The organism is Streptomyces sp. NPDC057445, from assembly GCF_042802855.1.
Lineage (GTDB): Bacteria > Actinomycetota > Actinomycetes > Streptomycetales > Streptomycetaceae > Streptomyces.
The window spans coordinates 41,877-63,926 of record NZ_JBHVDH010000006.1; the positions used below are offsets into that span (position 1 = coordinate 41,877).

The 22,050-nt window shown below is 69.7% G+C and carries 17 protein-coding genes and 1 tRNA gene; 8 read left to right on the forward strand and 10 right to left on the reverse strand.

The features are described from left to right. The first annotated feature begins 95 nt into the window (after positions 1–95). On the forward strand, positions 96–509 hold the full coding sequence (locus ACFU5O_RS15880) for a pyridoxamine 5'-phosphate oxidase family protein (protein WP_384240524.1): 414 nt from the start codon (positions 96–98) through the stop codon (positions 507–509). Between the two features lie 145 nt (positions 510–654). On the opposite strand, the gene ACFU5O_RS15885 is transcribed toward ACFU5O_RS15880, so the two are convergent. After that, positions 655–972: a (2Fe-2S)-binding protein gene (locus tag ACFU5O_RS15885; RefSeq protein WP_384240525.1), complete on the reverse strand. Its 318-nt coding sequence runs from the start codon at positions 970–972 to the stop codon at positions 655–657. 414 nt (positions 973–1,386) lie between these two features. On the opposite strand from ACFU5O_RS15885, the gene ACFU5O_RS15890 reads away from it, so the two are divergent. Continuing rightward, the gene (locus tag ACFU5O_RS15890; RefSeq protein ID WP_384240527.1) at positions 1,387–2,367 is read left to right on the forward strand and encodes a helix-turn-helix transcriptional regulator; all 981 of its coding nucleotides are present in this window, start codon (positions 1,387–1,389) and stop codon (positions 2,365–2,367) included. Between the two features lie 187 nt (positions 2,368–2,554). After that, complete coding sequence (locus tag ACFU5O_RS15895) at positions 2,555–4,534, forward strand: PA14 domain-containing protein (protein WP_384240529.1); 1,980 nt, start codon at positions 2,555–2,557, stop codon at positions 4,532–4,534. An 86-nt stretch (positions 4,535–4,620) separates the two neighbouring features. On the opposite strand, the gene ACFU5O_RS15900 is transcribed toward ACFU5O_RS15895, so the two are convergent. From ACFU5O_RS15900 to dnaK, 4 genes are read right to left on the reverse strand one after another with little or no spacing between them, the layout of a single operon-like run. Further along, positions 4,621–5,082, reverse strand: coding sequence for a heat shock protein transcriptional repressor HspR (locus tag ACFU5O_RS15900; protein WP_384240531.1), 462 nt, complete (start codon positions 5,080–5,082; stop codon positions 4,621–4,623). 3 nt (positions 5,083–5,085) lie between these two features. After that, positions 5,086–6,267, reverse strand: coding sequence for a molecular chaperone DnaJ (gene dnaJ, locus ACFU5O_RS15905; protein WP_384240533.1), 1,182 nt, complete (start codon positions 6,265–6,267; stop codon positions 5,086–5,088). Between the two features lie 39 nt (positions 6,268–6,306). Beyond that, on the reverse strand, positions 6,307–6,984 hold the full coding sequence (gene grpE, locus ACFU5O_RS15910) for a nucleotide exchange factor GrpE (protein ID WP_384240535.1): 678 nt from the start codon (positions 6,982–6,984) through the stop codon (positions 6,307–6,309). Then, complete coding sequence (gene dnaK / locus ACFU5O_RS15915) at positions 6,984–8,855, reverse strand: molecular chaperone DnaK (RefSeq protein WP_384240537.1); 1,872 nt, start codon at positions 8,853–8,855, stop codon at positions 6,984–6,986. Before dnaK ends, grpE begins: the two co-directional genes overlap by 1 nt. Before the next feature lie 352 nt (positions 8,856–9,207). On the opposite strand from dnaK, the gene ACFU5O_RS15920 reads away from it, so the two are divergent. Continuing rightward, positions 9,208–9,729: a sugar transferase gene (locus ACFU5O_RS15920; RefSeq protein ID WP_384240539.1), complete on the forward strand. Its 522-nt coding sequence runs from the start codon at positions 9,208–9,210 to the stop codon at positions 9,727–9,729. Between the two features lie 124 nt (positions 9,730–9,853). Continuing rightward, complete coding sequence (locus tag ACFU5O_RS15925) at positions 9,854–12,139, forward strand: heterodisulfide reductase-related iron-sulfur binding cluster (protein ID WP_384240541.1); 2,286 nt, start codon at positions 9,854–9,856, stop codon at positions 12,137–12,139. 103 nt (positions 12,140–12,242) lie between these two features. Here the strand turns inward: ACFU5O_RS15925 and ACFU5O_RS15930 are convergent, their stop codons facing one another. Further along, the gene (locus ACFU5O_RS15930; RefSeq protein ID WP_384240543.1) at positions 12,243–12,914 is read right to left on the reverse strand and encodes a hypothetical protein; all 672 of its coding nucleotides are present in this window, start codon (positions 12,912–12,914) and stop codon (positions 12,243–12,245) included. Positions 12,915–13,231: 317 nt separating this feature from the next. Between ACFU5O_RS15930 and ACFU5O_RS15935 the strand changes: the two genes are divergently transcribed. Together ACFU5O_RS15935 and ACFU5O_RS15940 are read left to right on the forward strand one after the other, a co-directional pair. Then, positions 13,232–14,371 carry an FG-GAP repeat domain-containing protein gene (locus ACFU5O_RS15935; RefSeq protein ID WP_384240545.1) on the forward strand — a complete coding sequence of 380 codons (1,140 nt, stop codon included), beginning with the start codon at positions 13,232–13,234 and terminating at the stop codon, positions 14,369–14,371. 148 nt (positions 14,372–14,519) lie between these two features. Beyond that, a complete protein-coding gene (locus tag ACFU5O_RS15940; protein WP_384240546.1) occupies positions 14,520–15,434 on the forward strand; it encodes a YIP1 family protein in 915 nt (304 codons plus the stop codon). A gap of 259 nt (positions 15,435–15,693) precedes the next feature. Here the strand turns inward: ACFU5O_RS15940 and ACFU5O_RS15945 are convergent, their stop codons facing one another. The 4 genes from ACFU5O_RS15945 to ACFU5O_RS15960 all read right to left on the reverse strand — a co-directional run bounded on the left by ACFU5O_RS15945 (position 15,694) and on the right by ACFU5O_RS15960 (position 21,082). Beyond that, positions 15,694–19,182 carry a hypothetical protein gene (locus ACFU5O_RS15945; RefSeq protein ID WP_384240548.1) on the reverse strand — a complete coding sequence of 1,163 codons (3,489 nt, stop codon included), beginning with the start codon at positions 19,180–19,182 and terminating at the stop codon, positions 15,694–15,696. Between the two features lie 456 nt (positions 19,183–19,638). Continuing rightward, entirely contained in the window at positions 19,639–20,148 is a 510-nt protein-coding gene (locus ACFU5O_RS15950; protein ID WP_384240550.1) for a phosphoribosyltransferase, read from the reverse strand. A gap of 13 nt (positions 20,149–20,161) precedes the next feature. Beyond that, complete coding sequence (dcd, locus tag ACFU5O_RS15955; RefSeq protein ID WP_384240551.1) at positions 20,162–20,737, reverse strand: dCTP deaminase; 576 nt, start codon at positions 20,735–20,737, stop codon at positions 20,162–20,164. A gap of 144 nt (positions 20,738–20,881) precedes the next feature. Then, positions 20,882–21,082 carry a hypothetical protein gene (locus ACFU5O_RS15960; protein ID WP_384241061.1) on the reverse strand — a complete coding sequence of 67 codons (201 nt, stop codon included), beginning with the start codon at positions 21,080–21,082 and terminating at the stop codon, positions 20,882–20,884. A 349-nt stretch (positions 21,083–21,431) separates the two neighbouring features. On the opposite strand from ACFU5O_RS15960, the gene ACFU5O_RS15965 reads away from it, so the two are divergent. Continuing rightward, positions 21,432–21,505, forward strand: a tRNA-Gly gene (locus tag ACFU5O_RS15965). The last annotated feature ends 545 nt before the right edge of the window (positions 21,506–22,050 follow it).

Sequence of the window (22,050 nt, forward strand, 5' to 3'; positions counted from 1 at the left end):
CGTCGGTCCGCCCATGACCCTTCCAACCTACACAAAGTTGAGTCAATTCCGCTCAAGGCAAGGGAACATCGGGACCCGCGGGTAGGTTCCGGGACATGGCCATCGACCCACGGAACCCCGGCGCGCCGTATCTCGGCTTCTGGCGCGAGAACCACATCTGCACACTGACGACCCCGCGGCCGGACGGCACACCGCACGTCGTCGCCGTGGGCGTCACCTACGACCCGGAGGGCGGCGACAAGGGCATCGCCCGCATCATCACCAACAGGCACAGCCGCAAGGTCGCCAACGTCCTCGCCGGGGGCCCCGGACCGGTCCCGGTCGCGGTCTGCCAGGTGGACAGGGGGCGCTGGGCGACGCTGGAGGGGCTCGCCAGGGTCCGTACGGAGCCCGAGGCGGTAGCGGAAGCGGTGGCGCGCTACGCGGAGCGGTACGGACGCACACCGGCCCCGAACCCGGACCGGGTGGTCATCGAGATCGCCCTGACGCGGGCGATGGGGCGGGCCTAGCAGGGCCCGCCGCACGCGCGCCCGGGGTGTGTCACGTGGCCGGGGCGTACGCGCACAGCACAGCGGCGCCATCGTGTTTCAGGTCCACGATGGCGCCGCTGTGTGGGGGAAGCACCTGAGCGATCTTGAACGACGGGGGAACCGCTCAGGCACTGCGGGGGGTGGCGGTGGTGGTTTGCGGTTCGACCAGCTGATGGTCGCGCTGGTCGAGATTGACGAAAATCATGCCGTACCTGATGGCACAGCGAACGGGTTGCGGAGCACCACGGGGCCTCCTCAGGCACCGGTACGCGCGGATCTCCTCGTCGTCGCCACGGTTGATCACGACCGGTTCGCCGAAGAGGGTGACCATCAACGAATCGCCACGATGCGGCACCGCCGTGACGAGGTCGATGAAATGCCACCCGGAGCGGTACGCGGTCGCCATCTCCCGCCGGAAGCGGGGATCCTCGGGAACCGTCATGCCCTCACGGACTCCCAACCGGGATCAGCGGCCGGAGCCACTTCCCAACCGGGGTCCGCCGCCGGCGCGACCTCCCAGCCCGGATCGGGGACAGCCGCCGGAGCAACTTCCCAACCGGGGTCCGCAACCACGGCCGGAGCGACCTCCCAGCCCGGGTCAGGCGCCGCTGAGGTCACCTGCGAACCCAGTCCCCACCCGGGGCCCTCGGCCGACGCCGACACTCCCACCGCCGCAGCAGCGAAGAGCGCGACACCGACTACGGTGCGTATGAGCTTCTTGGCCATGACCGAGCAACCTCACTTGAAGGTGATTCCTACGGCTCCCCCGCAGCCATGACGATGGCTCACTCTCCACGTTTCCACCACTGACCCAATGCATCATGTTCCTGTATTGCAAAAGCCTGGGGGTGTACACATGGGGTCGGAACTGGACAATCGGGGGCACCCTCACACACATGCCGAACTGTGCGAGGCCGGCTCCCGGCTCTACGCGAACGCCCTTCGGAGCGGGCGGATATCGCGGACGGAGGTGACGTGTGCGCCCTGCCTGATCGACCTGGACCTGCTGCGTCCCGACCCCGACGACGTGCAGTGGCTCCGCCCGGTTCCCCCCTCCGCCGCCCTGGCCCAGCTGCTGCTGCCGATCGAGAGCGAAATCCAGGAGCGTAGACGCCTCACGGTCCAACTGTCCGACGCGTTCGAGCCATTCATGACCATCAGCGCCCAGGACCCCTCGACCACCCACGCGATCACCGTCCTCGAAGGGCTCGCGCGGATCAACGCCAGCCTCGACCGCGTCGTGGCCGAATGCAGCACCGAGTTGCTGACCGTCCAGCCCGGCAGCGGACGAAGCGCGGCGACCTTCGGCGAGGCACTGCGCCGGGTGAGACCACTCCTCAGCCGGGGCGTGCGGATGCGCACGCTCTACCAGCACACCGCGCGCCACCAGCCGATCACCCTCGCCTACCTCGAACGCATAGGCCCCGCGGTCGAGGTGCGCACGCTGGAGGAGATCATCGACCGGCTGATCATCGTGGACCGCAAGGTCGCCTTCGTCCCGGCCAGCCGGGACCGCCAGGTCGCGCTGGAGCTGCACCACCCGGGCCTCGTCGAGTATCTCGTCGGCGTCTTCGACCAGTTCTGGATGCAGGCGATACCGCTCGACGACCCGGTGACGTACGAACCCAACGTCAACGGCATCAGCGGGGTCCAACGGGCCATAGCCAGGCTCCTCGTGGAGGGTCATGTCGACGAGGCCATCGCGCGCCGCCTCGGAATGAACGTCCGCACCTGCCGCGCCCACATCGCGAAACTGGCCTCCTCGCTCGGCAGCGGTTCGCGGGCGCAACTCGGCTATCTGATCGCCCGGTCCGGGATCCTGGACCGGGAGCAATGAGGGCCTCCACCGCCCGGGCACACCCGGGACGGCTCCCGGCGAACGGAGCACGGCACCAGGGCGCGGTCGGCGCCGCGGAACAGGGCTGACAGGCGCGCACAGGCGTGCGATCATCACGACCGGCAGCCCCCACGGCCCGGTGCCGCCCCCCACGCTCCCCACGACCGAGAGCGACCCACCGATACCCATGCACCATCGTTTTCGCGCTGTCTGCGCCGCGGCCGCCGCCGTGGGCGCAGCCGCAGCCGGACTGGCCCTGCCGGCCACCGCCCGAGCCGCCACCGTCTCCTGCGCGGACGGCGTGTGGAAGGCGGCGTACCACGCCAACACGACCCTGACGGGCACGCCCAGGCTGACCACGTGCGACGCGGCCGTCAGCGAGAACTACGGCACCGGGGCCCCTGCCGGAGCCACGCTCCCCAAGGACAACTTCTCCGTCCGCTGGACCACGACCCGGGACTTCGGCTCCGGCGGGCCCTTCGTCCTCACCGCCACCATGCAGGACGGCATCCGCGTCTACGTCGACGGCGTCCGTAGGATCGACGCCTGGCGCAACGTCAGCACCACGCAGAAGAGGACCGTCGACGTCTCGGTCCCCCAGGGCCGCCACACCCTCCGCGTCGACTTCGCCGCCTGGACCGGCAACGCCAACGTCGCATTCGCCTACACGCCCCGCACCACGGCGGCCGTGGACAAGGTGGCCCCCCTCGCGCCCGGCGGTCTGCGCGCCTCGTACGCGAACGAGCGGACCGCACTGTCCTGGACCCGCAGCAAGGAAATGGACCTCGCCGGCTATCGCGTCCTGCGCCGCGTCGGCAGCAGCGGCACCTGGACCCGCATCGGCACACCCACCACGACGTCGTACACCGACAGCCCGCCCGCCACCGGTGCCGCGTACCAGTACGTCGTACGCGCCGTCGACAAGGCGGGCAACGAGTCCCCCGGCTCGGCCGCCCGGTCGGTCACCAGCACCGACCGGACACCGCCCGCCGCACCCACCGGTCTCACCGTCAGCGACGGCCCGCCCGGGATCGCGCTGGCATGGAAACCGGCAACGGGTGCCGCGCGCTACTACGTCTACCGGGCGAGCCGGATCATGGACGACGACTCGGCCCTGGTCCACCGCAAGGTCGCCACGGTCACCTCGACCTCCTGGACCGACACCACCGCCCGGGAACAGCTGAGCCACAACTACCGTGTCGCGGCCGTGGACGCGGCAGGCAATGTCTCCTCGCGTTCAACTGCACGGGAGGTCACCCGCGGCAACCATCCGCCGCTCCCGCCTCTCGGTCTCAGGGCCACGCCCGTGCCCGGCACCGGCATCGTGCTGAAGTGGAACGCCTCGGACAGCGAGGACCTGCGCCGCTACAAGGTCTACAGGAACGGCCGGGTCGTCGAGGACGACGCGCGGACCACCACATTCACCGACCCGTACGTACGCCACGGCAAGACGTACGACTACGCGGTCACCGCAGTGGACTACAGCGGCAACGAGTCGGTGAGGTCCGGCACCGCCTCCGCCGTCGCCCCGCCCGACGACCTCGCACCGGCTCCGGTGACGGGGCTGAAGGCCACCCCGCAGGCGGAAGGCGTCGCGGTCGAGTGGCGGCCGAACGAGGGCGACGGCACCCAGAAGTACCGGGTCTACAGGGGTAAGTACGCGGCGGGCACCTGGGACTACCACCTGGTCGAGGAGGTCGGCAGGTACGACCTGTTCCACTTCGACGAAGCCACCGCGAACGGCGAGACCGTGCGCTACGCGGTAGTCGCCGTCGACGAGTCCGGAAACTCCCGCTTCGACAACGGTGAGGCCTTCTCCTACGTCACCGTGACGGAAGTCGACCTGTGGACTCCCACGGAGCCGACCCCACCGGGTGCGCCACTGCAGCTGACCGCGCAAACGATCAACAGCTGGCAGACCGATCTCACATGGAGCTGCCATGCCGAGGACTGCGAAGGCGCGACCGGCTTCCATGTCTACCGCTGGGACGGGGACAACGGGTCGTACGACCGGCTGACCGACGAACCGCTGAGCGCCACGGACCGCTTCTACGCGGACACGAACACCCCTTGGGGTGTCGCGCACCACTACCGGGTGACCGCGGTCCACGCGGACGGCACCGAATCGGCGCCTGCCGCGGCGACGGACGCGGGGGACGACGGCTGACGTCCGGCTGCACGACCGCCACGACGTCGAAGGGGCCGGGAGAGCTGCTCGCTCTCCCGGCCCCTTCGCGTTCTCCTGGCGTGGTGTCAGCCGCCCGCCTTCGGCTTCGGCTTCGGCCGCCACACCACCAGCGCGCTCGCCTGCTGCACATCCTGATAAGGCACCAGATCGCGCCGGTACGACGCGTGCACCTGCGCCTCGCGCTGCTGCATCGCCGCCGCCGCGCCCTCGACCGCCGACGAGAGCTCGGCCACGTGGGCCTGGAGCGCCGCGACCTGGTTCTCCAGCTCGATGATGCGCTTGATGCCGGCGAGGTTGATTCCCTCGTCCTGCGACAACGTCTGCACCTGGCGCAGCAGGTCGATGTCGCGCGCCGAGTAGCGCCGGCCGCGCCCCGCCGTGCGGTCCGGGGAGACCAGGCCGAGGCGGTCGTACTGCCGCAGGGTCTGTGGGTGCAGGCCGGAGAGCTGTGCCGCCACCGAGATGACGTACACCGGGGTCTCGTCCGTCAGCTGATACGGATTACGCCGTCGGCCGTCCCTCTCCATGGGTCACGCTCCCTTCGCAGCCTGGAACAGTTCTGCCCGCGGATCCTCGCTCGCAGTCGCCTTCCGGTAAGCCTCCAGTGCCTCCCGCGCCTCGTCGGCGAGTTCGGTCGGCACCGCGACCTCCACGGTGACCAGAAGGTCGCCTCGGGTGCCGTCCTTGCGGACGGCGCCCTTGCCGCGGGCCCGCATCGTACGGCCGTTGGGCGTGCCGGAGGGCAGTTTCAGCGTGACCGGGGGGCCGCCGAGCGTCGGCACCTTCACCTCGCCGCCGAGCGCCGCCTCCGTGAAGGAGACCGGCACCGTGACGGTGAGGTTGTCGCCCTTGCGGCCGAAGACCGGGTGCGCGTCGACATGGACGACGACGTACAGGTCACCGGCCGGGCCGCCGCGCTCGCCCGGCGCGCCCTTGCCGCGCAGCCGGATCCGCTGCCCGTCGGAGACTCCCGCCGGGATGCGGACCTGCATGGTGCGCGAGGACCTGGCACGGCCGCTGCCGTTGCAGACCTCGCAGGGATCCTGGGCGATGAGCCCGCGGCCCTTGCAGTCCACGCACGGGTCGGTCAGCGAGAACGAGCCGCTGCCGCCGCGCGAGACCTGGCCGGTGCCGACACAGGTCGGGCACACGCGCGGTGTGCCGTTCTTGTCGCCGGTGCCCGAACAGGCCTTGCAGGGCTGCTGGCTGGACATCCGCAGCGGGACCGTGGCCCCGTCCACCGCCTCGGTGAAGCTGAGCGTCACCTCGGACTCGATGTCCTGGCCGCGGCGGGGCTGCGTACGCGTGCCCGTCCCGGCCCCGCGGTTGAACAGTCCCCCGAAGACGTCTCCGAGACCGCCGCCGAAGCCGCCGGCACCGGCGCCTCCGGCCTGGGTGGTACCCCCGAAGAGGTCACCCAGGTCGAAGTTGAACGTGCCGCCGGGGCCGCCGGGACCGGCTCGGAAGCCGCCGTTGCCGAAGAGGGCGCGCGCCTCGTCGTACTCCTTGCGCCGCTTGGCGTCACCGAGCACGTCGTTGGCCTCGGAGATCTCCTTGAAGCGCTCCTCGGCCTTGGTGTCGCCCTTGTTGGCGTCCGGGTGGAACTCGCGGGCGAGCTTCCGGTACGCCTTCTTGATCTCCGCCTCTGTGGCGTCCTTGGGGACGCCGAGAACCTTGTAGTAGTCCTTCTCCACGAAGTCCTTCGTGCTCATCGACGTCCCTCCTTCCGGACCAATGTGCAACCGGTCACGTCAGCCCTCGTCCGGGCCACCGTTCTCCTCGTCGGCCGGCCGCTCCTCCTTCGGCGCCGCGGGGGCCGCGCCCGGCTGGGGCTCGGCCACCGCGACCCGCGCGGGGCGGATGGTCCGTTCGCCGATCCGGTAGCCCGGCTGCAGGATCGCGACGCAGGTCGTCTCCGTGACGTCCGGCGCGTACGAGTGCATCAGGGCTTCGTGGATCGTCGGGTCGAAGGGCTCGCCCTCCTTGCCGAACTGCTGCAAGCCCATCTTGGCGGCGACGGTCTCCAGCGATTCCGCCACCGACTTGAAGCCGCCCACCAGTTCACCGTGCTCACGGGCGCGGCCGATGTCGTCGAGGACGGGCAGGAGCTCGGTCAGGAGCTGCGCGACGGCGATCTCCTTGACCGTGATCCGGTCCCGCTCCACGCGGCGTCGGTAGTTCTGGTACTCGGCCTGGAGCCGCTGGAGGTCCATCGTGCGCTCGTTGAGCGCCGTACGGACCTGGTCCAGCTGCGCCGTCAGTCCCGCGGTCTGCGCCGACTGCGCGGCCTGAGCCGCGTTCTGTGCTGCGTCCCCGGCCGTGGCCGCCCCCTCCTCCGCGGAGGGGGAGGCGGCCTGCGCCGCTTCTTCGGGAGTGGCGCCGGAGGGGACGTCGGGCTGCTCGTCGAAGCCCGGGGTCTCCTCCGTCATCAGGCAGCGCCGCCCTTCTGGTCCTTCTCGTCGTCGACGATCTCGGCGTCGACGACATCGTCAGCGTTGTCGGAGGGCTGGCCGGCCCCGGCGTCGCCCGCACCACCCGCGGCCTGTGCGGCCTGCGCGTCGGCGTACATCGCCTGGCCGAGCTTCTGGGAGACGGCCGCGACCTTCTCGGTCGCGGTGCGGATCTCCGCAGTGTTGTCGCCCTCTGCGGACTCGCTCTTCAGCTTCTCCTTGAGCTCCTCGACCGCGGTCTCCACCTCGGTCTTGACCTCACCGGGGACCTTGTCCTCGTTGTCCTTGAGGAACTTCTCCGTCTGGTAGACGAGCTGCTCGGCCTGGTTGCGGGTCTCGGCGGCCTCGCGGCGGCGGTGGTCCTCCTCCGCGTACTGCTCGGCCTCCTGGCGCATCCGGTCGACCTCGTCCTTGGCGAGCGAAGAACCGCCGGTGACGGTCATCTTCTGCTCCTTGCCCGTGCCCAGGTCCTTCGCGGTCACGTGCATGATGCCGTTGGCGTCGATGTCGAAGGAGACCTCGATCTGCGGGACGCCGCGCGGGGCCGGCGGAAGGCCGGTCAGCTCGAACATGCCGAGCTTCTTGTTGTACGCCGCGATCTCGCGCTCGCCCTGGTAGACCTGGATCTGCACGGACGGCTGGTTGTCCTCGGCCGTCGTGAAGATCTCGGAGCGCTTCGTCGGGATCGTGGTGTTGCGCTCGATGAGCTTGGTCATGATGCCGCCCTTGGTCTCGATACCGAGGGACAGCGGGGTCACGTCGAGGAGCAGGACGTCCTTGACCTCACCCTTGAGGACACCGGCCTGGAGCGTGGCGCCGATGGCGACGACCTCGTCCGGGTTCACACCCTTGTTGGCCTCCTTGCCGCCGGTCAGCTCCTTGACGAGCTCGGCGACGGCCGGCATACGGGTCGAGCCACCCACGAGAACGACGTGGTCGATCTCGGAGAGCTGGATGCCCGCGTCCTTGATGACGTTGTGGAACGGAGTCTTGCAGCGCTCCAGCAGGTCTGCGGTGAGCTGCTGGAACTGGGCGCGCGTGAGCTTCTCGTCCAGGTGCAGCGGGCCCTCGGCGGACGCCGTGATGTAGGGCAGGTTGATCGTCGTCTCGGTCGAGGACGACAGCTCGATCTTCGCCTTCTCCGCGGCCTCGCGGAGACGCTGGAGAGCCATCTTGTCCTTGGACAGGTCGACGCCGTGGCCGCTCGCGAACTGCTTCACCAGGTAGTCGACGACGCGCTGGTCCCAGTCGTCACCACCGAGGTGGTTGTCACCGTTGGTGGCCTTCACCTCGACGACACCGTCGCCGATCTCCAGGAGCGAGACGTCGAAGGTACCGCCACCGAGGTCGAAGACCAGGATGGTCTGGTCGTCCTTGTCGAGGCCGTACGCCAGGGCGGCCGCGGTCGGCTCGTTGACGATGCGCAGGACGTTGAGACCCGCGATCTCGCCGGCCTCCTTGGTGGCCTGGCGCTCGGAGTCGTTGAAGTACGCCGGGACGGTGATGACCGCGTCCGTGACCTTCTCGCCGAGGTACGACTCCGCGTCGCGCTTCAGCTTCTGCAGGATGAAGGCGCTCATCTGCTGCGGGTTGAAGGTCTTCCCGTCGAGCTCGATCTTCCAATCGGTGCCCATGTGACGCTTCACGGACCGGATGGTCCGGTCCACGTTGGTGACCGCCTGACGCTTCGCGACCTCTCCGACGAGCACCTCACCGTTCTTGGCGAAGGCGACGACGGACGGCGTGGTCCTGGCGCCCTCGGCGTTGGTGATGACGGTGGGCTCGCCGCCCTCCAGAACGCTGACGACGGAGTTAGTCGTGCCCAGGTCGATGCCGACCGCACGTGCCATTTCGATTCCTCCAGTGGACTTGAGTACTGCAATCTTCCGAGGGCTCTGTCAGGAGCGGCTTCGCCGCGTGCCCCCGGGCCCCAGCCGGAAAGGACGCATGGACCGGGACACCCGCTCAGGCCTTCCGGAGACAAACCTGAGCGAGACACGCTCAAGGATGCATCACTCGCACCATCGCGTCAACAGACCTGAGTCGAGCAGGCTCAACTATGGTGCGTGCCCCGGCAGACGACGCTCGGCGCGGCCTCTGGCCTCCCCCGCCCCCACCATGCCATCGTTCTACAAAGCACGCGAAAGGCTCACAGACGCGCCAGAAGATGACAGAGAACAACAGAACGGTCAGGTGAGGATCGTGCACACCGTGCGGTCGAAGCGTCTTCTCGATCTGACTGTCGGCACCGCCCTGCTGGTTCTCGTGGCGCCGCTGCTCGCTCTGGCCGTCTGCTCGGCGATGCTGCGCCGGAAACCCGGTGGCGCGTTCGTCCTCGAGAGGAAGGCCGGCCTCCACGGCCGCCCCTTCACGGTCCGCTCCCTGCGCACCCGCCGCTTCCGGCTGGACCTGCTGTCCAGGCTGCCCCATGTCGTACGGGGCCGGATGTCCCTGGTCGGACCGGCCGCCCTGGCTCCCGGAAACCCGCGTGCCGCCGCCCCCTGGCGGCAGAGCGTCAAGCCGGGTCTGACCGGCCCGGCCCAGCTCGCCCGTCACTCCACGATGCCCTGGGACGAGCCCGCGATACTGGATCAGCACTACGTGGAGCACCATTGGATCGGACTGGATCTGGCGGTTCTGCTGCGCACGCTTCCGGCAATGCGCCGGCCGCGCCGCCCCCAGGACGACCCACCCCCGGGACGTCCGGCACTCAGGGTGACCTGAGCGACGCAGATCACCGCTTGCCCAACTACAGTGCGAACGAATATCTGGGTAGTCTCAGCACGGACTGAATAAGTTACCGCTTAGTAAGTGCTGATTCCCCACCTCGCAGGCCCGAGGAGCCCCCATGCAACTCGCCGCGATCATCGTGTCGATGGTCCTGACCGTGGTCGGCGTTGCGCTCATCGCCCGAGCCGTCACGCAGATCTACCGGTTCGTGAAGCTCGGTCAGCCGGTGCCCGCGGGCAGCCGCACCGACAACCCCAAGGCGCGCACGGTCACGCTGGTCAAGGAGTTCCTCGGCCACACCCGGATGAACCGCTGGGGGATCGTGGGCTTCGCCCACTGGTTCGTCGCGATCGGCTTCCTGACGCTGCCGCCGACGCTCGCCCAGGCGTACGGCCAGCTCTTCCAGGCCGACTGGACCCTGCCGGTGCTGGGCGGCTTCCTGCCGTTCGAGATGTACATCGAGTTCATCGGCATCATGACGGTCCTCGGCATCCTGGTGCTGATGGCGATCCGGCTGCTGAACCTGCCCTCCCGGGCCGGCCGCAAGTCGCGCTTCGCGGGCTCCAAGGCCTGGCAGGCGTACTTCGTCGAGTACGTCATCCTCACCATCGGCCTCGCGATCGTGGCCCTGCGCGGCCTCGAGGGCGCGATCCACCACGTGGACCACTACGAGCCGGCGTACTTCGTCTCGTATCCGCTGGTCCTGGCCTTCAAGGGCCTGAGCGTCCCCAGCCTCCAGACGCTGATCTACCTCGTCGCGATGATCAAGATCGGCACCTCGCTGATCTGGATGATCACGGTCTCGCTGAACACCAACATGGGTGTGGCGTGGCACCGCTTCCTCGGTTTCCCGAACATCTGGTTCAAGCGGAACGCCACCGGCGAGACCGCGCTGGGCGCGCTCCAGCCGATGACCAGCGGAGGCAGGCCGATCGACTTCGAGGACCCGGGCGACGACGACGTCTTCGGCGTCTCCCAGGTGGAGCAGTTCTCCTGGAAGGGCATCCTCGACTTCTCCACGTGCACCGAGTGCGGCCGTTGCCAGTCGCAGTGCCCCGCGTGGAACACCGGTAAGCCGCTGTCGCCGAAGCTGCTGATCATGTCGCTGCGTGACCACGCGCACGCCAAGGCGCCGTACCTGCTGGCCGGCGGCGGCAAGACCATGGAGGGCGAGGAGAAGGCCTCCGCGGAGCAGCTCAAGGACGTTCCCGCCGCGGCCCTCGCCGAGGCCGAGCGGCCGCTCATCGGCACCGCCGAGGAGAACGGCGTCATCGACCCCGACGTGCTGTGGTCCTGCACCACCTGCGGTGCGTGCGTGGAGCAGTGCCCGGTCGACATCGAGCACATCGACCACATCGTCGACATGCGCCGCTACCAGGTGATGATCGAGAGCGCCTTCCCGTCCGAGGCGGGCACGATGCTCAAGAACCTGGAGAAGAAGGGCAACCCCTGGGGCCTGGCCAAGAAGCAGCGCCTGGAGTGGACGAAGGAGGTCGACTTCGAGGTCCCGGTCGTCGGCAAGGACGTCGAGGACCTCTCCGAGGTCGACTACCTGTACTGGGTCGGTTGCGCCGGTGCCCTGGAGGACCGCGCGAAGAAGACCACCAAGGCCTTCGCGGAGCTGCTGCACATCGCGGGCGTCAAGTTCGCGATCATGGGCGGCGAGGAGAAGTGCACCGGTGACTCGCCGCGCCGCCTGGGCAACGAGTTCCTGTTCCAGCAGCTCGGCCAGGAGAACGTGGCCATGCTGAACATGGCCTTCGGCGAGTCCCTCGACGAGGAGGGCGAGGTGGACGAGTCGACGAAGAAGCCGAAGTCGGCGAAGAAGATCGTCGCGACCTGCCCGCACTGCTTCAACACCATCGCCAACGAGTACCCGCAGCTGGGCGGCGAGTACGAGGTCATCCACCACACCCAGCTGCTGCAGCACCTCGTCGACGAGGGCAGGCTCGTCCCCGTCACCCCGGTCGAGGGCCTGATCACCTACCACGACCCGTGCTACCTGGGCCGCCACAACAAGGTCTACTCACCGCCGCGCGAGATCATCGCCAAGGTGCCGGGCCTGCGGAACGAGGAGATGCACCGCCACAAGGAACGCGGCTTCTGCTGCGGCGCCGGCGGCGCCCGGATGTGGATGGAGGAGCGGATCGGCAAGCGCATCAACACCGAGCGCGTCGACGAGGCCCTCTCCCTCAACCCGGACATCGTCTCCACCGCCTGCCCGTTCTGCCTGGTGATGCTGACCGACTCGGTCAACGGCAAGAAGAACGACGGCAAGGCCAAGGAGAGCCTGCAGGTCGTGGACGTCGCCCAGCTTCTGCTCGACTCCGTGCGGACCCCCGCCGACCCGGGAGAGGGCGCGGCGGAGCCGGCCGAAGAGACGGAACCGGAACCCGTGAAGTAGGCGTCTTCGTACGCGTACCGAACCAGTGAGCGGCCGGACCTGCCTCGGGGGCAGGACCGGCCGCTTCTGCGTCGGCTCGTGCCGGCGTGGGCATCCGCCGCCCTCATCCCTGCCCGCGCGGGCCCCTGTACGTCTCGAGCAGCTCGCCGTCGAAGTCGTAGACCCAGGTGCTGCCGCCCCGCTCGCCGTCGATGACGACGAACTCGGGGTGCCTGCCGTTCGGGACGAGCTTGTACGTCCAGCCGGCGTGACGGGCGGAGGGGTACTCGGCGGTGAGCGTGCCGATGCGCTTGCCGCTCTTCATGGAGACCTCGGCGCGGGGATCACCGCCGTCCCTGCCCTTGACGAGCCTGGCGATGCGCCCGTCGGGCGTGGTGATCCTGGAGGACCCGAGGGCGGCGGCATGGGCCGCTGCCTGCTTCCTGCCCTCGAGCCAGGAGACGACGTTGCCGTCGGGCCTCAGGACGACGTGCAGGCCCTTGCTCTGGACGAACACCGGGGATCCGGTGGTCACGAGCCTGGCCCGGACGGTGCCACCGGACCGGATCTCGGCCTTGTAGTGGTGCGGGCCGAGCTTGTGGATGCGGGCGACGGAGCCGTCGGCGAGCTTGGCCGTCCTGCCCGTACTGCTCGCACCGGGCGCGGCCGCAACGGCTCCCGCGGGACTGTCGGCGAATGCCGCCCCGGCCGGGAGGGCCAGGGCCACGGCGGCTCCGGTGGCGAGGGCGCCGGCGGCGACGACGGCGGTTCGGACGGAACGTCGGGTGGTGCGCATGTGATGGCTCTCCTGCCTCGGTCGGTCGGCGGGCCTCGGTGAATCCGCACCTCGGTGCTGCGGCACCTCGGTGATCTCGGTGATCTCGGTGATTCGGGCCGACGACGCCGAAGCTACGAGCGGCATGTGTGGGCCATCCATCGGAAAGGTAACGACCAGCACCAAACTTCGACTCAACGGTGTAATCACCACAAGTTCAATCAAAACGGCACGGGTAGCAAGTGAGCCATTACCCACCGCCCAACCATTGGCCAGAGCGGCTGGCAGGAGCATGATGATGCGGCCGGTTCCGGAGAGAGAGATGGGAAGGCCGAGACTTGAGGCGTCGAACACGCAACGCCGCCCTTGTCGGCACGGGCGTGCTGCAGAGCGCGCTGCTGCTGGCCGGCTGCGGGCTCATCACCCAACCGGCCGCCGAACCCCGCCACCCCGCCTCGGCCTCCGCCCGGGCCCCCGGCGCCTCCGCTCTCGCCGGCAAGGCGGCCACGCCCGCCCTCCCCGTACCGCGCGGCGACGGCAGCCGTGTCCCGGAGGACTTCAACGGCGACGGGCACCGCGATCTCGTCCTCAACGACCTCGTCAAGGCCCCCGGCGCGGGCAACGACGACGACGCGGGCATCGGCATCGCCTACGGCACCTCCAAGGGCTCACCGGGCCCCGCCGTGCGCCAGCTGCTCACTGCCCGCGCGAACGGCGCCCGGGTCGCCGGCGTGCTTCCCGCCGCATTTGACGCCGCGGCGGCCTGTGACCTCGACAAGGACGGCTTCAGCGACCTGATCGTGGCCACGGACCCCCCGTACAACGGCATCGGCCGCCCGCCCGTCCCCCTCCAGCTGTTGTTCGGCGGCCCCTCGGGCCTGAGCGGCACCGCTGTCGTGCTCCGGATCCCGGAGCAGGCGCGGTACGGCAACGAGTGGCCCGACCACCCCGTGTGCGGCGACTTCGACGGCGACGGCGCCCAGGACCTCGCGGTCACGGCGAGCGCCGGCCAGGTGAGCTTCCTGCGGGGCCCGTTCACCCGTACGGGCGCCCCGCGGGGCGCCGACGCCCCGATCCCCGGCGCGGGCCCCGTGCTGGCGGCCCCGGAACCCAAGGCCGACGCCAACGGCGACGGCTACGACGACCTGGCCTACGCGGCGCGGGCCCGCACCCCCGGCGAGGCGGCCGAGGCCGCTCTGCTGCTGGGCGGACCCGACGGCCCGGGCCGCCCCGGCGGCCCGTACACCTTCAAGGCCGTACGCATCCCGCCCGCGCCCCCGCTCCCCTCCGGCGAAGCCGGCGCCGTCACGGAGCTGCTGCGTTACGCGGACTACGACGGCGACAAGCGGGCGGATGTGGTGACGCGTACGCACCGGGGCGAGAACGCCGACGTCATCGCGGTCCACACGGCGGGCGGCGCGGCCGGGCCGTCGGTCACCTTCAGCACGTCGATCTTCCTCCAGCCGGACTCCGCCTGACCTCCTCGCGCCCTTCCCGGGGACGTCCCGGCCCGCTCCTGCGGCCCCGTCAGGGTTCCCCTACGGGATGTCACAGGTCGGCAGCAAAGGCGCCCTTGTTCCCCTGGCCATGACACCGGACACAGCGGGAACAGGTACGTTCGAATGCGTGGCTGGATTCAGGATCGGACGCGGCCGGGCGAACAACCGCCCCCCGCAACAGCAACCGCAGCAGGCGCCCCCACCGCCGTACGGACAGTCGTACGGCCGGCACGGGGGAGGTCAGGCGGCGCCCTCGCACCCCCCGCAGCAGCAGTGGCCCCCGACGGGCGGCGGGCACGCACCGCACGCGCAGCAGGCGCCGTACGGCGAGCCGGAGTACTTCGGCGACCCGTACCACCAGCAGCAGGGGCAGGGCGGGTACGCCGCGGGTGACCCCTACGCCGACAACCCCGGGCACACCCGGGCCTTCAGCGTGGGCGACGACCCGTACGGCGACGGCGCCACGTACCGCGCAGGCACCGCCCCTGCCGCCCCCTCGGGCCCCCGCCTGCACTGGAAAGAACTGCTGAGCGGCATCGTGCTGCGGCCCGGGCCGACGTTCCTGCAGATGCGGGACTACCCCGTCTGGGGCCCGGCCCTCGTCGTCACGTTCCTCTACGGCCTGCTCGCGATCTTCGGCTTCGACCAGACGCGCGAGGAGGCGATCAAGGCGCCGTTCGCGACCGCGCTCGGCTCGGTGTTCATCACGGGCGTGGCCTTCGTCATCGGCGGTCTGATCCTGGGCGCGGTCACCCACACCCTGGCCCGTCAGCTCGGCGGCGACGGCGCCTGGCAGCCCACGATCGGCCTCTCCATGCTGATCATGTCTATGACCGACGCCCCACGGCTCGTCTTCGCGCTCTTCCTGGGCGGCGAGAACTCGCTGGTGCAGGTCGTGGGCTGGGTGACGTGGCTGGCTGCCGGCGCGCTCTTCACCTCGATGGTGAGCAAGTCGCACGATCTGCCGTGGCCGAAGGCGCTGGGGGCGTCGGCGATCCAGCTGATCGCACTGCTGTCGATCATCAAGCTCGGCACGATCTGAGAACGGCCAGGAACGGCCAGGAACGGCGAGAGGGCCCCGGCATTGCGCCGGGGCCCTCGTCTCTCGGCTCGCGGCGCACGACAGGCTTCTCGACGCTCAGACATGGTGATCCCCGTGCGGGATCGACCTCCCGACGTCCACCGGCCGCTCCTGCGCGAACCTTCCCTGAAGGGCTGTCGGTCATCGCCGGCTAAGACGCAGCACGCGAAAGGGGTGGGCCCCGCCGGACGACCGGCGGGGCCCACCCCGTGAGGCGTGCTCAGCGAGCGACCTTCGCCGTCGGCTTGCTGGTGGCGGTGCCGTCGATGTGCCCGGTGCGGCGGGCGGTCACCTTCACCGTGATCTTCTGGCCGCGCTGTGCGGAGACCAGTTTCAGCGAGGACCCGGTGGCGCCCCTGATCGCCCGGCCGTCCGCGTACCACTGGTACGCGTACGAGGACGGTGTGGGTGTCCAGGTGCCCGGGGCGGCCTTGAGCGTGTAGCCGGCCCTGGCGGTGCCCGAGATCGTGGGCGCCCTGGTGACCGTCGGGGCGTTGCCCTTGGCGGCCGTGACCGTGGCGGTCGTGGCGGTGCCGTCGGCATGGCCCGTGCGGTGGGCGGTGACGGTGACGGTCAGCTTCCTGCCGAGCAGCGAGGCGGGCACGGTGTACGTGGACGCCGTCGCCCCGGCGATCGCCTCGCCGTCCGCCTTCCACTGGTAGCCGTAGGACGTGGCGGCCGGAGTCCAGATGCCCTGCGTGAGGCCGAGCTTCGCCCCGACCTTCGCCGTGCCGCTGATCCTCGGGGCCGTGGTCGCCCTGGGGGCGGCGCCCTTGGCGACCGTGACGGCCGCCGAGGTGACGGCGGTTTCTCCACCGAGGAGGCGGGCAGTGACGGTGACGGTGAGCTTCCTGCCCAGCAGTGAGGCGGGCACGGTGTACGTGGACGCCGTCGCCCCGGCGATCGCCTCGCCGTCCGCCTTCCACCGGTAGCCGAACGACGCCGGGGTGGGCGTCCAACTGCCCGGGTCCGCGGTGAGGATGGCGCCGACCTGGGCCGTGCCGTCGATGGCGGGAGCCGCGGTGTTGGTCACCTGGGGCGGGGTGACGGTGAAGGTGCCGTTGGCGTACTCCCCCGCGTTGTGGGTGATGACGCCGAGGTTCCAGTCGCCCGGGGCGGCCCCGGTCAGGTCCAGGACGGCCGTCAGGGTCCTGCGGTCGGCCGACACCGACACGGTGGTCGACTCCACCCGGCTGTCGAGCCGGCTGAGCACCACCTTGTCGTCCTTGTGCAGGGCGGTACCGATCACGCGCACGGTGGCCTTCGTGCCGCTCTCGGCGGTGGTCGGGGTCACCGAGTGGACGCCGACCCTCTGCGTGCCGCAGATGACGGAGGAGCAGGTGAGTTCCGCCCGGTAGGAGCTGTGCGAGGCCTTCTCGGGCAGGCTCAGCACCATGATGCTGGGGCTGGCCCCCCTGGTGTCCGGCTCGTCGACGGAGCATCCGTAGCCGGTCGGCACCACCGGTGTGCAGCCGTTGTCGAGGCTCCTGTCGTGCAGCGCGGGCACGGCGGTGTCCGTGGCTCCCGTGGTGTCACTGACCGCCATGTCGAAACGGTCACCGGCAGCGGTCGGCAGTACCGCGCAGACGGCGGTGTGCTGCTCGTCCAGGGTGCCGGTGATCGGACCGTACCCGTAGCTGACGTTGGGGACGGCCGTGCACTCCCGGGCCGGGCCTGCGGCGGTGGCGATCCGCAGGGCGTCGAAGTGATAGGGGTCGTCGGCCTTCTGGCTCGTCGGCACGGTGACGAGGACCTGGTAGCGGGTGGATCCGGTCACCGCGCAGGCCTTGTCGGTGGAGCCGCAGGCAACCGTGCCGTCCTCGCCGAAGGCCTGGAGGTTCGCGGTGCCGAGCGCGTCGCGGACGTCGAGGTGCAGGGTGTCCTTGGCATCGGCGGTGGTGACCTGGCGGCAGAGCACCGTGCCCGGCCCGGAGAGGGTGCCGCCCGCTGACGGTCCGCCGACCGCGGTCGCGGGATTGGCTGTGCAGCCCTTGGCGGTGGCGGTGACGTCCCGGCGGGTCATGGTGTACGTGCCGGTCGTGTCGCTTCCGTTGATCAGGACGGTGTGCGCGACGCCCGGGACGAGCTTGCAGGTGATCCGGGCGGCCGGCAAGGCGGGGACCCGGCAGACCGGCATGCCGTTCCTGTCCAGGACCGAGAAGGTCACCCGGGCCGTCGTACCGGGGTCGGCCTGGAACTGGAAACTCTCCACCGTGCTGTGGTCGTCGGCGGGGACGGCCAGGCAGTGCGAGAAGACCCCGCCGCCTGTGCTGAAGCGTGCGTGGGCGCTGTCGGAGGTGAAGTCGCCCGCCGGGAGCACCTGGCAGTCGTTCGGCGCACCCGTGCGGTACAGGGCGAGGCGGTAGGAACCGGTCGGCGTGGCCTGGTCGACGGCGGACACCAGGACACGGAACGGAGCCGTGCCGTTCAGCCCGCAGGAACCCGCGTTGAGGGCGGTCCAGTCGCACAGTTGGGCGCCGGTCGCGTCGGCGACGGTGACGTCGATCCGCGGGATCTGGCCGCTCACGCTCTTCAGCGCGGCCATGGCGGAGCCCTTGGGCAGCGGCAGGGTCAGGCAGTCGACCTCTCCGCCGTGGGTGAGGGTGCCCTGGTGCGTGCCGAGTTCGACGGCCTGACAGCCGGTGGTGGCGGACCGGTCGAGGATCAGGGTGGCGTCGTCGGTGAGTACGGTGTGGTCACCGGCCGACGGCAGGGTGCAGATGCCGCCCGACGTGCAGACGGTCCTGCCGGTGTGGTCGTACACGTTCAGCCGCGAGCGGCTCCCGTCGTGGACCCCGTACACGTCGTAGCGCCCTGCGGCGGGTGCGGTGAAGACCTTGCAACGGGAGGCCGGATCCGCGGTGGTGGGTGCCGCGCCGTACGCGTTGAGCGGGACGTGCGCGCAGCCGGCCGGGGCGGAGAGGCGGCGGATCTTCAGCGTGTACGCGGCGGGGAAGCCGCCCTCCACGTCGCCGATGCGGGCGAGGACCCGATAGGGGCCGCCGCCGGGCAGGACGCAGCCTTCGCTGTCGTTGTCGGAGCGCGGGCAGATCCTGGCGCCGGACGCGTCGGTGATCCAGTACTGGCTGTCGCCGGAGTTCTTGTCGGTGCGAAGGTCGACCGTGATGCGCTCACCGGCCTTCCCGGTGAAGGGCTGGCACATGATCGCCACCGGGCCGGGGGCGGAGCCCTTCACGACGGGGGCGTCCCAGGCCGTCCCGGCCTCCGGGGCACAGTGGTCGGCGGTGTTCAGCGGCACGACGGCGACAGGGGTGTCGATCAGGTTCTGCCACCCCTGATTGACCACCTTCAGGGTGTAGGAGCCGGCGCGCGGCAGGTCGCACCAGCCCGCGTCGCTCCGCTCGGTCCGGCTGCAGTCCAGTGGTGCGGTGCCGTCGTAGACCTCGGCGTAGGTCCCGGTATGGACCTTGCCGAGCACGACGCGGTGCAACCCGGCCTTCTCAGCGGTGAAGCCGAAGCAGACGCTGCCGCCGTGGCCGGCGATCGTCGCCTTGCCGGCCGCGTCGGCCGGGTCCCCGAACGAGGTGAGCGGCAGAACGGTGCAGTTGCCGCCGGCGGCGTCGGCGGCGGTGGGTGTGATGCCTCGCGCCCACGCTGCTCCCGCCGGAAGCAGCGTGGTCAGCAGGACGGACAACAAGGCGGGCAGCATGAACAGGAGTGCGGTGCGCGGCGCAGGTCTGGCGCTCATCGCACGCGGATGGCGTGACAATCCGTTCCCCCCGGGACGGTAAGGACATGGCCGCGCTCGTGGGTCTGGTGCGGCGCATGACAAAGATGCGGCAATGATCGCACGGGAGCGCGACAGACCGAGCCTGAGGTCAGCTCTGTCCCCGGTGCTGGGACCAGTTGCTTGCCGTCGCGGCTACGGACGTGAGGGCCGTTCCCGCGCGGCGGCACCATCGACACAGATGCTGAAGATCTGGCCCCTGTGGGCCAGAGGGCTGCCCGGCGCGTGCCAGAGCGTTGCCCGGCGCGTGCGTGAGGCGTCGAACGCGCAGGTCAGGCGACCGGACTGCCGGCCAGAACCCACTTGAAACCAAGCAGGACGATGAGTCGGCGACAGCTGCCGGAACTCACAGTCATGTTGCTGACGATTCCCGACAGCTCCCCGGAGCCACCCGGAGGGACGGGTAGGCGCCCGGGTCTACAGGGCCTCCTTGGAGGGCGTGACCGCCTCGCCCGGCTTACGTACCGGAGGCAGGACGCTCCAGGGAAAGTTGATCCACTCGTCGGTGCGCTTCCAGACGTACTCGCACTTCACGAGGGAGTGCGACTTCTCGTAGACCACGGCACTGCGGACCTCGGCGACATGATCGACACAGAAGTCGTGGACGAGCTTCAGGGTCTTCCCCGTGTCGGCGACATCGTCGGCGATGAGGACCTTCTTGTCGGAGAAGTCGATCGCGTTGGGCACCGGCGCGAGCATGACCGGCATCTCGAGAGTGGTCCCGACACCGGTGTAGAACTCCACGTTGACCAGGTGGATGTTCTTGCAGTCCAGCGCATACGCCAGCCCGCCCGCGACAAAGACACCGCCCCGCGCGATGGACAGCACGATGTCCGGCTCGTACCCGTCGTCGGCGATGGCCTGCGCAAGCTCGCGGATCGCCCCGCCGAACCTCTCGTACGTCAGGTTCTCGCGTGCCTCACTCATCGCGTACCGGCCCTCACACCTGCGTCCGATGGAAGTTCATGAACGACCGCGAGGCCGTCGGCCCCCGCTGCCCCTGGTACCGGGACCCGTACCGCTCGCTGCCGTACGGGTGCTCCGCCGGCGAACTCAGCCGGAACATGCACAGCTGCCCGATCTTCATCCCTGGCCACAGCTTGATCGGCAGAGTGGCCAGATTCGACAGCTCCAGCGTGACGTGCCCGGAGAAACCGGGGTCGATGAAGCCGGCCGTCGAGTGGGTCACCAGCCCGAGCCGGCCGAGGGAGCTCTTCCCCTCCAGCCGGGACGCGATGTCGTCGGGCAGCGTGATGACTTCGTACGTTGATGCGAGCACGAACTCACCGGGGTGGAGGATGAACGCCTCGTCCCCTTCCGGCTCGACCAGCCGCGTCAGGTCCGCCTGCTCGACGGCGGGGTCGATGTGCGGATAGCGGTGGTTCTCGAACACCCGGAAATAGCGGTCGAGCCGCACGTCGATGCTCGAGGGCTGCACCATCGATTCGTCGAACGGGTCGATGCGCACCCGTCCCGCGTCGATCTCGGCCCGGATGTCCTTGTCTGAGAGAAGCACGCCCCGAGGATACGCAGAGCGCGCGGGCCCGCCCCAATCGGCCGGGTCCCGCGCGCCTGAACCGCCAGGTCTCCCGTCCGGATCCTGCCGGGCTCGCGTGCCCTGGCGCCGCTCACTGATCCGGCCTGATCCGAACGAAAAGCCCTAACCCTTCGCCGGCTCCACCGCCTGCACCGGTACGGGCACAGACACAGGCACGGCATGCCGCAGCCGCGCGCACCTCGGACACCGGATGAGCCGCCCGGGCCCGATCCGGTCGGCACCGAGCTGCTGCATCGGGAACGACGAGGTGGTGAATACGTGCCCTTCGGCACAGCGGACGACGGTGCGCTGCATCGAGTCGATCGAGTCCATCGGGTCCATCAAGTCCCTTCCCCAACACCTGGACGAGATAGCCACATTAGGGGATCAACAGGACACCACTCCACGCGGCACTCCGCCCACCAAAGGTACGCCCCGACGCGACCACGACACCCCCGCATCCACCATTTCGGCACATGCCCCACGACCGGCTCCGCCCCGATCGGCGACCGCGCCGACACACCCCCTCGGCGAGCCCGGCCACCACCGGACGGACGCCCCCCAGGCACCGCACAGGCCCCATAAAGGTCGAAGGCCCCGCGGCTCAATACACCGGGGGGCTTCAATGGGGTACAGTGTGCGACGATGCGGTACCGATCAACGGGCCCGCTGCGCGGGTGTAGTTTAATGGTAGAACATGAGCTTCCCAAGCTCAGAGCGCGAGTTCGATTCTCGTCACCCGCTCCAGACAGAAGCCCCAGGCCAAAGGTCCGGGGCTTTGTTGTTGTCTAGACCGGATCAGGCGTCGCGTGCCCGTTCCGTGCCCGATGTTTGATGGTTCGGCTTGCGGGCGCAGGCACCAAGCCTCGCGGCACCCCTGCCGGCCCGGCTTATTACCGTCGTCCTTGCATGTGCAGCAAGTGCGCCAGCCTTCTCCATACCACTCGAGCGCGGAATCGATCACCCACAGTCCGTACAGGCGTCCCTGCCTTTCACAGGTGGACATGGCGCGGTGCAGTCACAGGGGATGGGCGTGTCAGGTGTCCCAGTCACAGAACCATCGTCGTGGACGAAGAGGGTTCTGAGACAGGTCGCACACACGGCTCCTGCGAGGATGGAGCTGGACCGATTCGACATGGCTTCGACCCCTTCGGATCGATTGGGTCCGCGCCCCCAATCATCGGGTGCGGCCCATGGCAACTTGCCTTACATCTCGACGGGTTCGGCCTTGTTCCAACGGGCCACAGTGGCACGCGAGATGCTCGTCAGCTCAGCGATCCGCCTATACGGGA

Coding starts and splice junctions, on each gene's coding strand:
- ACFU5O_RS15880 (WP_384240524.1), top strand. CDS start 96: ATGGCCATCGACCCACGGAACCCCGGCGCGCCGTATCTCGGCTTCTGG.
- ACFU5O_RS15885 (WP_384240525.1), bottom strand. CDS start 972: ATGACGGTTCCCGAGGATCCCCGCTTCCGGCGGGAGATGGCGACCGCG.
- ACFU5O_RS15890 (WP_384240527.1), top strand. CDS start 1,387: ATGGGGTCGGAACTGGACAATCGGGGGCACCCTCACACACATGCCGAA.
- ACFU5O_RS15895 (WP_384240529.1), top strand. CDS start 2,555: ATGCACCATCGTTTTCGCGCTGTCTGCGCCGCGGCCGCCGCCGTGGGC.
- ACFU5O_RS15900 (WP_384240531.1), bottom strand. CDS start 5,082: ATGGAGAGGGACGGCCGACGGCGTAATCCGTATCAGCTGACGGACGAG.
- dnaJ (WP_384240533.1), bottom strand. CDS start 6,267: ATGAGCACGAAGGACTTCGTGGAGAAGGACTACTACAAGGTTCTCGGC.
- grpE (WP_384240535.1), bottom strand. CDS start 6,984: ATGACGGAGGAGACCCCGGGCTTCGACGAGCAGCCCGACGTCCCCTCC.
- dnaK (WP_384240537.1), bottom strand. CDS start 8,855: ATGGCACGTGCGGTCGGCATCGACCTGGGCACGACTAACTCCGTCGTC.
- ACFU5O_RS15925 (WP_384240541.1), top strand. CDS start 9,854: ATGCAACTCGCCGCGATCATCGTGTCGATGGTCCTGACCGTGGTCGGC.
- ACFU5O_RS15930 (WP_384240543.1), bottom strand. CDS start 12,914: ATGCGCACCACCCGACGTTCCGTCCGAACCGCCGTCGTCGCCGCCGGC.
- ACFU5O_RS15945 (WP_384240548.1), bottom strand. CDS start 19,182: ATGAGCGCCAGACCTGCGCCGCGCACCGCACTCCTGTTCATGCTGCCC.
- ACFU5O_RS15950 (WP_384240550.1), bottom strand. CDS start 20,148: ATGAGTGAGGCACGCGAGAACCTGACGTACGAGAGGTTCGGCGGGGCG.